The organism is Rahnella victoriana, assembly GCF_004330295.1.
Classification (GTDB): domain Bacteria; phylum Pseudomonadota; class Gammaproteobacteria; order Enterobacterales; family Enterobacteriaceae; genus Rahnella; species Rahnella victoriana.
Genome location: NZ_SJOJ01000036.1, coordinates 33,348 through 48,541 on the forward strand (window position 1 = coordinate 33,348; position 15,194 = coordinate 48,541).

Consider the following 15,194-nt stretch of genomic DNA (forward strand, 5'->3'; position numbering starts at 1 on the left):
ATATCGTGAACTGGGTTTGTTATTTGTACTGCTGGCCCCCTCACTTTCCATGGCAGCGAAGGTGCGTTTGCAGCTGGAAGGCCTGGATGGCGATTTGGAAAGGAACGTCCGCGTTCGTTTATCATCAATTCAAAGCGACGAAGTCGGGGCGAGCGGACGGTTCCGCGCCCGCGTCAGCGCCGCCATTCAGCAGGGTCTGCGGCCACTGGGCTACTATTCGCCGACCATCGATTTTGACTACCGTGAAACCCCGCCACCCGGGCGTCCGGTGCTGATTGCCAAAGTCACCCCCGGCACACCGGTGAAAATTGCCGGCACGAATGTGGTGATTGAAGGGCAGGCTGATAAAGATAATGAATTCGAACAGCTGAAAAAGCGGGATGTTCCAGCGGTCGGCACCATTTTAAACCACGGAACCTACGACAATTTCAAAAGCTCGCTGACCGGTATTGCGCTACGTAAAGGCTACTTTGATGCCAACATGCGCAAAAGTCAGCTGGGCGTCATCGAAGACGAACACAAGGCGTTCTGGGATATTCAGTTCGACAGCGGGGAGCGTTACCGCTTCGGAAGCGTGCATTATCAGGGATCACAGATCCGTGATGAGTATCTGCAAAATCTGGTGCCATTCCATCAGGGTGATTATTACACCTCCGCGCAACTGGCTGAGCTTAACCGCCGTCTGTCTGCCACCGGCTGGTTTAACTCGGTTGTCGTGTCTCCAGATTTTACTGATGCCAAAGCCACCAAAACCTTGCCGCTGAATGCGGTGGTGTCGCCGCGTACCGAAAATACCATCGAAACCGGTGTCGGCTATTCCACGGACATTGGCCCGCGCGTGACGGCCAACTGGAAAAAACCGTGGGTGAACGATCGTGGCCATAGCTTCGAAACCTCCACCACGCTTTCCGGCCCTGAGCAGTCATTAGATCTCAGTTATAAAATCCCGCTGCTGAAGTCTCCGCTGGAGCAATATTATCTGGTGCAGGGTGGCTTCAAACGTGAGGATCTCAACGATACCAATTCGGATTCCACCACGGTCAATCTGGCGCGTTACTGGGATCTGTCCAGCGGCTGGCAACATGCCGTCAACTTGCGCTGGAGCCTCGACCACTTTACGCAGGGTAGCGTGACGAACACCACCATGCTGATTTATCCGGGGGTCAGTCTTAACCGTACGCGCCAGCGCGGCGGCCTGATGCCGACGTGGGGCGATTCCCAACGCTATTCCCTGGACGTGTCCAATACCACCTGGGGTTCTGACGTCGATTTCGCCGTGGTGCAGGCGCAAAACGTCTGGATCCGTACGCTGGCGGATAAACACCGCTTTGTGTTTCGCGGTAATCTCGGCTGGATTGAAACCAATGATTTCGATCGGGTTCCGCCTTCCCTGCGTTTCTTCGCCGGTGGCGACCGCAGTATTCGCGGCTACAAATACAAATCCATTTCTCCCCGTGATGATGAAGGCAAGCTGACCGGCGCCTCCTATCTGGGAACCGGTTCGGTGGAATATCAGTACAACGTGACCGGAAAGTGGTGGGGCGCCGTGTTCGTCGATTCCGGCGAAGCGGTGAACGACATTACACAAAATGATTTCAAAACCGGCGCCGGTGTGGGTGTGCGCTGGGCTTCACCGATCGGCCCGGTGAAATTAGATGTTGCCGCCCCTGTCGGCGACAAAGATGAGCATGGATTGCAGTTTTACATCGGTTTAGGTCCGGAATTATGAGTTTATTTAAAAAGATCTGCCTGGGATTTCTGATCTTCCTGGTGCTGTTAATCAGTCTGGTGGCCTTTCTGATCGGCACACAAACCGGTCTGCACCTGATGATCAACGGCGCAAACCGTTTTGTGCCGGGGCTGAATATCGCCAGCACTGAAGGCGGATGGCGTGACCTGACGCTGAAGGGCGTGCATTACGACATGCCGGGTGTGGACGTGAAGGCCGGGGAATTCCATTTTTCCCTCGATTTCTCATGCCTGAAAAACAGCGCGCTGTGCGTTAACGCCTTGCGGGTGAAAGACGTCAATGTGGTGGTCAACACCAAAGAAATGACGCCCGCCGCCGCGCAACCGGAGCCAGAAAACAGCGAGCCGCTGACCAATCTCAGCACACCGTATCCGATTACCCTGCGTTTGCTGACGCTCGACAATATCAATATTACGCTCGATGACCGCGCGATTTCTCTGGCGTCATTCCGTACCGGCGCGCACTGGGAAGGCCGTGCGATCCAGCTGATGCCGACGCGTATTGGCGGATTGCTGATCGCCTTGCCGAAAACGCCGGTCAACCCGTTACCGGAGGTGGTGCAGGCCGCGCAGGATAAAGCCGTCGAGAAAGCCACGGGCAAACCGGCAGAACCGCCGGTGGTGGTGCCGGAGAAACCGATGGGCGAAACTTTGCAGGAGTTGTTCGCCAAACCGCTGTTGCCTGACTTACCGGATTTCCGACTGCCGGTTGATCTCGATATTCAGCAAATCCTCGCGGAAAACCTGCGGCTCACCGGTGACACTGATGTACTGATCACCCGTTTCGAGCTGAAAGCCAGTACGCAAAATCAGGTGGTGAAGCTGGATAAATTAATGGTCCGCTCGCCGCAAGGCTCGGTGGACGGCATCGGGCAGGCGACGCTGAATCAGAACTGGCCGGTGGATATGACCATCAATACCGCCGTGAATATCGATCCGCTGAAAGGGGAAAAGATCAAACTGCGGGTTGCCGGCGGGCTGCGCGATAAGCTGGATGTCGGCCTGAATATTTCCGGCCCGGTCCGCGCAGAGCTGGCGCTGCAAACCCGGCTGGCGGAGGCCGGACTGCCGCTCAATCTGAAACTCAGCAGCGATGCCCTGCAATGGCCGCTGACCGGCACGCCGCAATATCAGGTCAAAGGCTTCAAATTTAATGTCAGCGGTAAAGCGACAGATTACGCGCTGTCGCTGCGTTCAGAATTCAAAGGCGATCAGATCCCGCCCGCGACATTGACGCTCGACGGTAAAGGCAACGTAGAGCAGTTCAGGCTTACGCTGCTGCGTCTTGCGGCGCTGGAGGGCAATACCGATCTGACCGGCGTGGTGGACTGGAGTAAAGCCATCAGCTGGAACAGCGAGCTGAAGCTGACCGGCATTAACACCGCCAAACAGTATCCGGACTGGCCGGCGAAGTTGCAGGGCAAAATCACCACGCGCGGCAGCCTGTACGGCGGCACATGGCAGATGCAGATCCCGGAGCTGGATCTGACCGGTAACGTGAAGCAAAACGCCGTCAAAGCCCAAGGTAACGTGCGCGGAAACAGTTACGGGCAGTGGGATATTCCGCAACTTCATCTGGAACTGGGCCGCAATAATCTGGATGTGAAAGGCCAGCTCAGCGATACCTGGAATCTGGATGCCAAAGTGGATGCCCCGCATCTCGACGGTGCCCTGCCGGGGCTGGGCGGCGTGGCAAAAGGGATGCTGCAACTGCGCGGTGACCTGAAAGCGCCGAAACTGCTGGCGGATCTCACCGCCACCGGCCTGAAATGGCAGGCGCTGACGGTGCGTCGCGTCGATGTGAAAGGCGACGTCAGTTCAACGGATCAGATCCAGGGCAACCTGATGGTTCGTGTTCAGCAGCTCCGGCAGGACGCGCTGGATATCACTGATATTCATCTCGAGGCCAAAGGTAACGAGAATCATCATGAACTGACGCTGAAGGTGGACGGCAAACCGGTTTCCGGCCGTCTGGCGCTGAGTGGCAGTTTTGACCGCGCGACCGAAGAATGGAAAGGCAATATCAGCAATACGCTGTTCGATACCCCGGTCGGGCAGTGGCGTCTGAACCGCACGATCGCGCTGGATTACTTCAATAAAGAGCAACGGATCACCGTCGGTCCGCATTGCTGGCAGAACCCGAATGCAGATCTGTGCGTGCCGCGCACCATTGATGCCGGTGCCAGCGGGCAGGCGAGCGTGGTGCTTAACCGCTTCGATCTGGCGATGATCAAACCTTTCCTGACCGATGATACGCAACTGAGTGGCGTGTTCAGCGGGAAAGCCGATGTGAGCTGGAAAGCGGAAGGCGGTTTGCCGCAGGCCAGCGTTTCACTGGTGGGCAAGGGCGTGAAAGTGCAGCAACTGGTGCAGGGCAGTCCGCTGCCGGTGGCGTTTGATACGCTGAATCTGAACGCCGGTCTGAACAATGGCCGTGCCAGCCTCGACTGGCTGATCAAGATCACTGACAACGGTCAGCTTGACGGCAATATCCAAATCGCGGATCCGCAGGGAAAACGTAATCTCAGCGGTAACGTGAATATTGCCCGTATTTCCATGGCCTTGCTGCAACCGGCGCTGATGGATGGCGAGAAAGCGTCCGGCATTCTTAACGCGAATCTGCGGGTAGGCGGCAATGCGCAGAAACCGCTGGTGTTCGGCAAACTGGCGCTGACCGGCGTGGATTTCGACGCGCAATTTATGCCGTTTGATATCACCGATGCCAATGTCAGCATCAATTTCAACGGCATGTCGTCGATCATGGAAGGGGTGATCAAAACCGCGCAGGGTCAGCTGGAACTGAACGGTAACGCCGACTGGAGCGAAATTAACGCATGGCGTGCGCGGATTGCGGCGCGGGGCAATAAGGTCCGGGTTTCGGTGCCGCCGATGGTGCGTCTGGACGTGTCACCGGATTTAGTGTTTGATGCCACGCCGCAACTGTTCTCGCTCAACGGTACCGTGGATATTCCGTGGGCGCGCATTACGGTGCAGGAATTGCCGGAAAGCGCGGTGGGTGTGTCGTCGGATGAAGTGATGCTCAACGACCAGCGTCAGCCGATCGCACCGGCTTCGGCTTCGATTCCGATCAACAGCAACCTGATGGTGAACATTGGTAAAGACGTTCGCCTGGATGCCTTTGGGCTGAAAGCGCGGCTGGAAGGGGCGTTGAAAGTGGCGCAGGACAGCCGCGGTCTGGGGCTGAACGGGCAAATTAACATTCCGTCCGGACGCTTCCATGCCTACGGACAGGATCTGATTGTGCGTAAAGGGCTGCTGTTGTTCTCCGGCCCGGCGGACCAGCCGTTGCTGAATCTGGAAGCGATCCGTAACCCGGAAGCGACAGAAAATGATGTGATTGCGGGTCTGAGAGTTACAGGTGAGGCAGATGCGCCTAAACTTGAAATATTCTCGGATCCGGCGATGTCGCAGCAGGAAGCCTTGTCCTACCTGCTTCGCGGGCAGGGACTGGACAATTCCGGCGGTGACAGCGGCGCGATGACCTCAGCTCTTATCGGGTTAGGGGTTGCGCAAAGTGGTAAACTTGTGGGTAAAATCGGCGAGGCATTCGGTGTCAGTAATCTGGCGCTGGATACTCAGGGTGTGGGAGACAGCTCTCAGGTCGTGGTCAGTGGCTATGTCTTGCCGGGTTTACAGGTGAAATATGGTGTCGGGATATTCGACTCACTGGCAACGCTCACCCTGCGCTATCGGTTAATGCCCAAGCTTTACCTGCAGGCGGTATCGGGCATCGATCAGGCATTGGATTTGCTCTATCAGTTTGAGTTTTAATTCATGTGACTTTTACTATACGAATATAAACATGCGAATAATTGTTTACGGTAGCTTACGACGCAAGCAAGGCAACAGTCATTGGATGACGAATGCTCAATGGTTGGGTGACCATGAGCTGGAAGGGTATGCCCTGTATAATCTGGGCCACTATCCTGCTGTTATTCCAGGGGAAGGCAAAGTCTATTGCGAAGTTTACCGCATTACTTCGTCAATACTGGCGGAGTTGGATGAGCTTAAAAGTAACACCAAGGATTACCGTCGTGAGCTGATTTCGACACCTTATGGCAGCGCCTGGATCTACCTCTACATTCGCTCACTGGATGGTGTGCCGAGAATTGAGGGTGGAGACTGGGTTAAGCGTAACGAAGCAGTAAGCGAGTAGTCTGAGCAAGGTCGTCTCTAAAAATCGTTGTCTGACAACGCGTTATACATAAAAAAACACCGCCATCTGGCGGTGTTTTTTTTTATTCAAACGGCAGAAAACTTATTTGTTTTTAGCACGTTCGAAAGAGGTCACGATTTCAGCTTTAGCTGCAGCAGCATCAGCCCAACCGTCAACTTTTACCCATTTGCCTTTTTCCAGCGCTTTGTATTGCTCGAAGAAGTGAGTGATCTGGCCGCGCAGCAGTTCTGGCAGGTCGTTCACATCTTTGATGTGATCGTATTCTTTGCTCAGTTTGGTGTGCGGAACCGCAACCAGTTTGGCATCTTCACCGGCTTCGTCGGTCATTTTCAGCATACCGACAGGGCGGCAGCGGATCACAGAACCGGCTTGCAGCGGGTACGGTGTTGGCACCAGAACGTCAACCGGGTCGCCATCCAGAGACAGCGTGTGGTTGATGTAACCGTAGTTACACGGATAGAACATTGCAGTAGACATGAAACGGTCTACAAACAGTGCGCCGGTATCTTTATCCACTTCGTACTTGATTGGATCTGCGTTTGCAGGGATTTCGATAACGACATAGATATCTTCTGGCAGTTCTTTGCCCGCCGGCACGTTCAGTAAGCTCATTGTTGGTTTCCTTCATTGAACCAGGAATAGAGTGTCGGACATTATAGCCAACTCTCCCGCGATTTCCCGCCCTTTTCGTCGGATCCTGACCGGGCATTTTCCGGTACGACATGCTGTTGCACCGGCGCAAAATCTTCGCTGCTGGCAGTAAAATTTACTTACCCCTGACTTTTCCGCGTAACTGCCTGTTTTTGCTTTTCTTATCAAGATATTCCGTCTTTTGCCGATAACAGTATTCAAACAAAAAATCAGGATAAACCTGATCCCTACCCACCCGAAGTATCTCCTTTTCACCTGAATGGCTGGATAACACCGTATGTTGAATAAGTTGAGCGTAAAAGCCGGTCTGATTGGCCTGCTGGTATTTATGACGTTGATTCTCTTGCTGGTTAGCGTGCTGGGCGCCAATGCCATCCGGCAAGGCGCGACGTCCCTGCAACAGATTAACCAGCTTCAGGGCGATGAGCTGGGGTCGCTGGCCGACAGCTACAGTTTCTCGCTGCGTACGCGCGTTGCCAGCGGTGTCGCTGTGCGTCAGCTGGAAATCGGCATGATGGACGATGCCAAAAATACTTCTGACCGTATCGCCGGTTACATCAAACAGGCCGATGCCGATCTGGCGAAATTCATCAGCATCAAGGACGACACACAGCAGGGCAGGGATTTGTCCGACGCGGTGAAGAAAACTTACGATGCCTATAAAACCAATGGCCTGATGCCATTGCTTGCTGCCCTTCAGGCACAAAGTGCAGACAATTATTACGATGTGCTGGAAAACAAAATCACGCCTTACAGCAACGCTTACGACAAAGCACTGGCGGATTTCCGTGCCTATGCGGTCGATAACACCAATAAGCGCATCGATCAGGCGCGCGCCAATGCACGTATCCAGCTGACCGTGATTGCCGTGGGTTTCCTCGTCGCGCTGATTATTGCCGTGCTGGCCTGGTTCGCCTTGCAGAAAATCATTATGCATCCGCTGACCTTCTCCATTGCGCAGCTGGAATATATCGCCAAAGGCGATCTGACGCATGACATCGACGATTCCCGCAATAACGAAATGGGGCGTCTGCTGAAAGCAATGAAGCAAATGCAGGATTCGCTGGCGCTGTCTGTGGGTCGTGTGCGTGATGCAGGCAACCAGATTGATGTCGGTTCCCGCGAACTGGCCGCCGGTAACGTGCATCTGGCGCAACGGACGGAAGAATCCGCCGCGTCGCTGGAAGAAACTGCCGCGAGTATGGAGCAACTGACGTCCACCGTTCGCATGAATGCGGCAAACTCCGAACAGGCCAATCAGCTGGCGCAAAGCGTGTCAGTGATTGCTGACAAGGGCAGCGAAGTGGTGCATCGGGTCATGGATAAAATGCAGGGCATTACGGACAGTTCGAAACGCATTGGTGACATTATTACCGTTATCGATGGCATCGCTTTCCAGACCAATATTCTGGCGCTGAATGCGGCGGTCGAAGCGGCGCGTGCGGGTGAGCAGGGACGTGGCTTTGCGGTGGTCGCGGGCGAAGTGCGCAGCCTGGCGCAACGCAGTGCACAATCAGCCAAAGAAATTAAAGAACTGATCGTCGATTCCGAAGCCCGCGTGTCCGAAGGTTCGGATATGGTGAAATCGGCGGCGGACACAATGCTGGAGATCTCCGGCGAAGTGACGCGCGTGACCAGCCTGATGCGCGAGATTTCCATCGCGACGACCGAGCAGACGCACGGTATCGAACAGGTGAATGTGGCCATTACGCAGATGGATCAGGTGGCGCAGCAAAATGCCGCATTGGTTGAACAGGCAACGGCAGCCACGCGTTCGCTGGAAGAGCAGGCACAACTGCTGGCGGAAAGTATGGCGGTGTTTAAACTCAACCGCGCTGACTCGTTCTGAAAAGGTCTGTCTGAGCTGTAAAATATGAAAAAAGGTGGCTCAGAAAGCCACCTTTTTCATTTATTTACTCGTCAGGGAACTGAGCAATAAAGCGTTCTGCATCTTCAACCATTGAACTGTTGCCCACAAAGAATGGCGCACGTTCATGCAGTTTCTGCGGAATGATGTCCAGAATACGGTTTTTCCCGTCGCTGGCTTTACCGCCAGCCTGCTCGGCGAGGAACGCCATCGGGTTGCATTCATACAGCAGACGCAGTTTACCGTTCGGATGACTGGCGGTGCTTGGATAGATATAAATGCCGCCTTTCAGCAGGTTACGGTGGAAATCTGCCACCAGTGAACCGATGTAGCGGGAAGTGTAAGGACGTTGCGTGGCTTCATCCTGCTCCTGGCAATACTTAATGTATTTTTTCACGCCCAGCGGGAATTTGATGTAGTTGCCTTCGTTGATCGAGTACATGTTGCCCTTTTTAGGGAAGCAGACTTTTTCGTGAGAAAGGCAGAAGACGCCAAGGGAAGGATCGTAGGTAAAGGCATGAACGCCAGCACCGGTGGTGTAAACCAGCATGGTCGACGAACCGTACACCACATAACCTGCAGCTACCTGGCGGTTCCCCGGTTGCAGGAAGTCTGCTTCAGTGACCGGCTGGCCCAGCGGCGTGGTACGGCGGTAAATCGAGAAAATTGTTCCGACGGAGACGTTAACGTCGATGTTTGAGGAGCCATCCAGCGGATCCATCAAAATCACGTATTTTGCATTTTCCGCACGTTCACCTTCGAAAATGACAATCTCATCTTCTTCTTCTGACGCGATACCGGCAATTTCCCCACGCGCCTTCATGGCGGCTTTTAGTTTTTCATTCGCGTACAGATCGAGTTTCATCTGCACTTCACCCTGCACATTTTCTGCGCCACTGGTGCCCAGAATATCGACCAGACCCGCTTTGTTGATGTCGCGGTGAATGATTTTAGCGCCGAGTTTTATTGCTGAAAGCAACGCTGTCAGTTCACCGGTTGCATGTGGAAAATCTTGCTGCTTCTCAACAATAAATTCGCCTAACGTTTTCATGACACTTTCCCTGAATCGAGGATAGATAACGGTACGTTAATAAAAATTTCACAAGAGCGTGAGCAGTTTAGCCCAAATATATGGACGAATCATAGGCAAATCCATTTCTTCTGGAGGATTCTGAGCGGTAGAATAGCGGCTGACTTACAGGCATTAATGGAAAATATATGCGCATTCATATTCTTGGGATTTGCGGCACGTTTATGGGCGGGCTGGCGATGCTGGCACGTGCACAAGGGCATCAGGTAACCGGTTCGGACGACAACGTTTATCCACCGATGAGTACGCTGCTGGAAAATCAGGGGATCGACCTGATCCAGGGTTACGATCCTGCCCAGTTAGATCCTCCCCCCGATCTGGTGATCATCGGTAACGCGATGACGCGCGGTAATCCCTGCGTCGAAGCCGTGCTGGAACAGGGGATCCCTTATGTCTCCGGCCCGCAGTGGCTGCATGATCATGTTCTGCCAGAGCGCTGGGTGATCGCCGTTGCGGGTACGCACGGTAAAACCACCACCGCCGGCATGGTGACGTGGATCCTCGAAGCCTGTGGTTATGAACCGGGTTACGTCATTGGCGGCGTGCCGGGCAATTTCGAGGTTTCTGCGCGTCTGGGTAACAGCCCGTTTATGGTGCTGGAAGCCGATGAGTACGACTGTGCCTTCTTTGATAAGCGATCCAAATTCGTTCATTACAGCCCGCGCACCCTGATCCTCAATAACCTTGAGTTTGATCACGCGGATATCTTTGATGATCTGAAAGCGATCCAGAAACAGTTCCACCATCTGGTGCGTCTGGTGCCGGGTAAAGGCAAGATCATTCTGCCTGAGCATGACACGCCACTGAAACAAGTGATGGCAATGGGATGCTGGAGCGAGCAGGAATTTGCGGGTGAGGCGGAAAATTGTGCGTGGGATGCGAAGAAACTGACGCCGGACGCCAGCTCGTTCGAGGTTTATCTGCACGGTGAAGTTGTCGGGCAGGTGAACTGGAATCTGGTCGGCGAACACAACATGCATAACGGGCTGATGGCGATTGCCGCGGCACGTCATGTTGGCGTGAAGCCGGAAGATGCCTGCAAAGCGCTGGGTGATTTCATCAATGCCCGTCGCCGTCTCGAACTGCGCGGCGTGGAAAATGGTGTCAGCGTCTATGACGATTTTGCCCATCACCCGACGGCGATTCTGGCGACGCTTTCAGCCTTACGCAGCAAAGTCGGCGGCACCGCACGTATTCTGGCCGTGCTCGAACCGCGCTCCAATACCATGAAAATGGGCATGAGCAAAAATGAACTGGCGCCTTCGCTGGGGCGCGCCGATGAAGTCTTCCTGTTACAGCCGCAACACATTCCGTGGCAGGTGGCGGAAGTGGCGGAACACTGCATCCAGCCCGCACACTGGAGTGCAGACGTCGATTCACTGGTGGATATGGTGATTAAAGCGTCCCTGCCGGGCGACCATATTCTGGTGATGAGCAATGGTGGCTTCGGCGGTATTCATGGAAAACTGCTGGCGGCACTGGCAGCGAAAGCCGACGCGGCACAACAGATTTAAAACAGCATGCCATGAATGAGAAGCACAGCGCAGGCTGTGCTTTTTTTTTGCGTTTCTGGCGGGATGGGTGAAATCTCAGGCAAAAAAAAGCCCTCAAAAATTGAGGGCCAAAGGGTGTCGTCGGACAGGACGACGAGGGTATCGTTAGCAAGAGAGTACGGCAGTGGCAGTATCTGCTCTCTTTCCAGCCTCAACAGCGCCATTTATTTTCGCTGTTTCGTTTCTTCAATCAGTGGCTGTTGAAACCCGGTAACGCTAATTCAATGAATACTCAAACAGTGGCCCGGTTACGGGACTCCCCGGAAATCTTACTGATAGATTTCTGCGGTTGCGTGATAGGCACCGTCGTTATGGGCCTCGATCACGCGGAATGATTTTGCACCTTTAGCATCGGCTTTATCAGACAGTTGCTGGCGGATATCGGTTGGCGCACCGTCAACACCGCTGACGCTGATCACGCCCATTGGTTGCAGGTTTTCTGCCTGTTGATTAGTGATCAGGTTGGCCGCTGAGGCGCCAAAAGACACAGCAGACAGCAGGCTAAGGGCAGCAATAGTTGTAATGATTTTCATGATAATTTCCTGAATTCGCAGACGTTGGTGCATTTTTTCAGAGAGCAACGTCGGTTGAGATTTGGATTCATCAGGACTGTGATATCGGGGTTCAGGCGCGCGTAAAGCGGGCGGGAACGTGATGAGGCAGCGACAAATCCGTCTTATTGCGCAATGCGCGGGCCCGAGTCATTCAGGCCCTTCGCTTCGTTTACCTGAGACTTATTGGTAAATTTCCGCAGTAGCGTGGTAGTTACCTTCTTCACGTACTTCGATCACGCGGAAGGCTTTGGCACCCTGTGCATCGGCTTTATCAGACAGTGCCTGACGGATATCAGAAGGGGCACCGGCAACGCCGCTGACGCTGATCATACCGCGTGGTTGCATATTTGCTGCTTGTTCCTGACTAACAGGTTGTGCTGCAAAAGCGCCAAATGACAGTGCAGAGAGAATGCTTAATGTTGCGATTGTAGTTTTAACGTTCATGATTTTGACCTCGTCGATTTTATTATGTTGGTAATGTCCGGTGCTTCACACCACGGAAATGAGTATACATCTAGTCACTCGAAATATTAATAGTTTGCTAATAGTTATTTGGGTGGTTATGTGTGTCCTATTTGTATTTTTAATAACTAAAAGGAATAAAAAATGGCTATTAAGTGTTCTTTTTGTGTTAATTTTTCGTAAAATCAATAGATTGAGTGAATTTGACTATTTGTGCTCATTTTTGCAGTGAATCACATCGTTGAAATATTTATGTGACGGGAATGTGCGTGTTGTGAAGATCGTTAACAGTGGATCTGACGTGTCTGACGGCATTGAGGGACATAAAAGAAGGGAAGGGCGGAAGAGGAATGAGGCCAGAAACGTGATTCTTCTGACCTCAGGCACAGAATGAAAGCGTGAGGACGGGCAAAATAACTGAGATTACAGTTCCTGCTCAAACAAACTCAGGATCGCATCATGAAGTTGTTTGACGCTAAAGCCGCGTGCAGGCGTGGTGAAGATCGTATCGTCACCGGCGATGGTGCCGAGGATCCCTTCGGATTTCCCCAAAGAATCGAGCAAACGCGCGATCAGCTGTGCGGCACCCGGACTGGTTCTGATCACCACAACGGCGTCGTTATAATCAATATCCAGAACCAGATTTTTCAGCGGACTGGTTGTTGTCGGCACACCAATTTCAGCCGGCAGACAGTACACCATTTCCATTTTGGCATTACGGGTTCTTACGGCACCGAACTTGGTCAGCATCCGTGAGACTTTTGACTGATTGATATTTTCGAAACCGTCATCCTGAAGTGCGACAACAATTTCGCCCTGAGAACTGAATTTCTCTTCCTTCAACAGCGCCTTGAAGGCTTTGATCAAATCTTCCTGTTTAGCAGGATTACGCATTTTGCACCCTGGTCTCTGTATCGTTGTTGGGTTGATTATGCAGATAATTGCATTTTTATGCAACACGGGTCAACGACGCAGATCGCGAATTCTGCATCCAGCAAGGAATGTCAGCGTCATGCTTTACAGCAGCAGGTAATGAATATGCCAAAATTGTGCATTGCCTGTTACTTCGGGTGCGCAACGGGCGGTTTGGCTGATGATCTCGATTCAGCTCTCACATTAGAGCGAATTTAACCATTTATTAACCTGGTGGGTTTTGTGGTGCTACTTTTAATGGTGTAGCTTCCCGACAAAAAGCCATAAAAGACAGTAAAAAGGTGACGTTAGAGAGTTTATTTACTTTCTAAACGACCCACCTCAGATTCTCTGCAAGTGAGCGATTGTTTTTAACAGCATAAGTGATTAAGGTCACACTAAAAATAAATCCACGACACTTATAAGTTAATGATAAAAAAGGAGTATAGGATGAAAGTTGCAGTTCTAGGTGCTGCGGGCGGTATCGGTCAGGCCCTCGCACTTCTGCTCAAGACCCAGCTACCTTCCGGTTCCGAACTCTCATTATATGATATCGCGCCGGTTACTCCGGGTGTCGCCGTCGATCTCAGTCATATCCCGACTGCGGTCAACATTAAAGGGTTCTGTGGTGAGGATGCCACCCCGGCGCTGGAAGGCGCTGATATCGTCCTGATTTCCGCAGGTGTGGCGCGTAAGCCGGGAATGGATCGCTCCGATCTTTTTAACGTCAACGCCGGGATCGTCCGCAATCTGATCCAACAGGTTGCCACGACGTGTCCAAAAGCCTGCATTGGTGTGATCACCAACCCGGTCAATACCACCGTGGCGATCGCGGCTGAAGTCCTGAAGAACGCGGGCGTGTACGATAAAAACAAACTGTTTGGTGTCACCACGCTGGATGCCATCCGCTCAAATACTTTTGTGGCTGAACTTAAGGGTAAACAACCTGAAGCGATCGACGTGCCGGTGATTGGCGGCCATTCCGGCGTGACCATTCTGCCTTTATTGTCTCAGATCCCGGATGTGTCATTCAGTGAAAGCGAAATCGCTGCGCTGACCAAACGTATTCAGAACGCCGGAACGGAAGTGGTGGAAGCCAAAGCCGGTGGCGGTTCTGCGACCCTGTCGATGGGTCAGGCTGCGGCGCGTTTCGGTTTATCGCTGGTACGTGCCATGCAAGGCGAAAGCAATGTTGTGGAATGTGCCTATGTGGAAGGTAAAGGCGAATATGCTCGATTCTTCGCCCAGCCCGTCCTGTTAGGTAAAAATGGTATCGCAGAGCTCATCGATATTGGCAAGCTCAGCGCCTTTGAACAGCAGTCACTGGATTCAATGCTGGATATCCTGCGTAAAGATATCGAGCTGGGTGAACAGTTTATTAATCACTGATTTTTGCAATAAAGCCGCCGGATACCTGGCGGCTTTTGCTTTCTGCTAATCGTGTTTTTCTCCTGGTACGCGGCAACGGCGCTCAATAATCTGAAACGTTTTCGGGTCATAGTAACGGCTTGGCCAGATAAGCGAAGGGTGTATGCCCAGCGCGCCTGCAATCAGGATTTCGCCTTTCGGCCATGGTCGTGATAGCGCATTAGAAAGTGTGGAAGAACTCAGCCCCGCAGAGCGTGATACCGCTGCAAGCGTGGTGCCTTTTTTTCTCAGTGCGGCAATGATGTCCGCCTGATGCCAGTCCTCAGTCCTTATCGTCATGATGTCATCCTTATCAAAATGGGTTTCACTCGTTCATTTTTAAAATATCGGTTATGAGATCTTTTTCTCCATTTATATATATTCCATCAATGTTTCCTAAAAATCTTCATCTGCCTTATTTAGAAAATACCTTCTTCTTATAATTAAGACAAACAAGTAAATTAATTTTGATTTTTGTGATTCATGACTATGTATCATTATTTTTTTGAACAAAATTAAAATGAACCCTTTAATGGCATGCTGTTTTTTCGATCAAATGCATTTCCTATATCAATGAGTTATCTTTCATTGTGTTATTTCGATAATGTTTAACGACTCTGTTTTTTCTGATTTAAGGTGGGAATGCATGTTTCTCTTTGTTTTATAAGAATTTTTAATTTAATCTGCTTTTGAAATTTTTATTTCTTTCTGAATAATGGTTTTTAATGAACTCATCAGCGTGTTGATAAAC

At 52.1% G+C, this 15,194-nt stretch carries 12 protein-coding genes; 6 read left to right on the top strand and 6 right to left on the bottom strand.

Annotation, left to right across the window (positions count from 1 at the left end):
* Positions 1 to 49 precede the first annotated feature (49 nt).
* From tamA to EYY67_RS22575, 3 genes are read left to right on the top strand one after another with little or no spacing between them, the layout of a single operon-like run.
* Positions 50 to 1,729: an autotransporter assembly complex protein TamA gene (gene tamA / locus EYY67_RS22565; protein ID WP_229921250.1), complete on the top strand. Its 1,680-nt coding sequence runs from the start codon at positions 50 to 52 to the stop codon at positions 1,727 to 1,729.
* Positions 1,726 to 5,541, top strand: coding sequence for an autotransporter assembly complex protein TamB (gene tamB / locus EYY67_RS22570; protein ID WP_131694436.1), 3,816 nt, complete (start codon positions 1,726 to 1,728; stop codon positions 5,539 to 5,541). The genes tamA and tamB overlap by 4 nt, the downstream gene beginning before the upstream one ends.
* A gap of 31 nt (positions 5,542 to 5,572) precedes the next feature.
* Positions 5,573 to 5,926 carry a gamma-glutamylcyclotransferase family protein gene (locus EYY67_RS22575; RefSeq protein WP_095923679.1) on the top strand — a complete coding sequence of 118 codons (354 nt, stop codon included), beginning with the start codon at positions 5,573 to 5,575 and terminating at the stop codon, positions 5,924 to 5,926.
* A 102-nt stretch (positions 5,927 to 6,028) separates the two neighbouring features.
* On the opposite strand, the gene ppa is transcribed toward EYY67_RS22575, so the two are convergent.
* Entirely contained in the window at positions 6,029 to 6,559 is a 531-nt protein-coding gene (gene ppa / locus EYY67_RS22580; RefSeq protein ID WP_095923678.1) for an inorganic diphosphatase, read from the bottom strand.
* A 316-nt stretch (positions 6,560 to 6,875) separates the two neighbouring features.
* Between ppa and EYY67_RS22585 the strand changes: the two genes are divergently transcribed.
* Positions 6,876 to 8,447, top strand: a complete 1,572-nt coding sequence (locus tag EYY67_RS22585) for a methyl-accepting chemotaxis protein (protein WP_131694437.1) — start codon at positions 6,876 to 6,878, stop codon at positions 8,445 to 8,447.
* A 64-nt stretch (positions 8,448 to 8,511) separates the two neighbouring features.
* Here the strand turns inward: EYY67_RS22585 and fbp are convergent, their stop codons facing one another.
* Complete coding sequence (gene fbp / locus EYY67_RS22590; RefSeq protein WP_013573794.1) at positions 8,512 to 9,516, bottom strand: class 1 fructose-bisphosphatase; 1,005 nt, start codon at positions 9,514 to 9,516, stop codon at positions 8,512 to 8,514.
* Positions 9,517 to 9,683: 167 nt separating this feature from the next.
* Here fbp and mpl point away from each other — a divergent pair, with 167 nt between their 5' ends.
* The gene (gene mpl, locus EYY67_RS22595; RefSeq protein WP_131694438.1) at positions 9,684 to 11,069 is read left to right on the top strand and encodes a UDP-N-acetylmuramate:L-alanyl-gamma-D-glutamyl-meso-diaminopimelate ligase; all 1,386 of its coding nucleotides are present in this window, start codon (positions 9,684 to 9,686) and stop codon (positions 11,067 to 11,069) included.
* Positions 11,070 to 11,377: 308 nt separating this feature from the next.
* On the opposite strand, the gene yhcN (EYY67_RS22600) is transcribed toward mpl, so the two are convergent.
* From yhcN (EYY67_RS22600) to argR, 3 genes are all read right to left on the bottom strand, one after another.
* Entirely contained in the window at positions 11,378 to 11,641 is a 264-nt protein-coding gene (gene yhcN, locus EYY67_RS22600) for a peroxide/acid stress response protein YhcN (protein ID WP_095923675.1), read from the bottom strand.
* A 201-nt stretch (positions 11,642 to 11,842) separates the two neighbouring features.
* A complete protein-coding gene (gene yhcN / locus EYY67_RS22605; RefSeq protein ID WP_095923674.1) occupies positions 11,843 to 12,106 on the bottom strand; it encodes a peroxide/acid stress response protein YhcN in 264 nt (87 codons plus the stop codon).
* Between the two features lie 441 nt (positions 12,107 to 12,547).
* The gene (argR, locus tag EYY67_RS22610) at positions 12,548 to 13,018 is read right to left on the bottom strand and encodes a transcriptional regulator ArgR (RefSeq protein WP_095923673.1); all 471 of its coding nucleotides are present in this window, start codon (positions 13,016 to 13,018) and stop codon (positions 12,548 to 12,550) included.
* A 468-nt stretch (positions 13,019 to 13,486) separates the two neighbouring features.
* On the opposite strand from argR, the gene mdh reads away from it, so the two are divergent.
* On the top strand, positions 13,487 to 14,425 hold the full coding sequence (gene mdh / locus EYY67_RS22615; protein WP_095923672.1) for a malate dehydrogenase: 939 nt from the start codon (positions 13,487 to 13,489) through the stop codon (positions 14,423 to 14,425).
* Between the two features lie 45 nt (positions 14,426 to 14,470).
* On the opposite strand, the gene EYY67_RS22620 is transcribed toward mdh, so the two are convergent.
* On the bottom strand, positions 14,471 to 14,743 hold the full coding sequence (locus EYY67_RS22620; protein WP_095923671.1) for a helix-turn-helix domain-containing protein: 273 nt from the start codon (positions 14,741 to 14,743) through the stop codon (positions 14,471 to 14,473).
* Between the last annotated feature and the right edge of the window lie 451 nt (positions 14,744 to 15,194).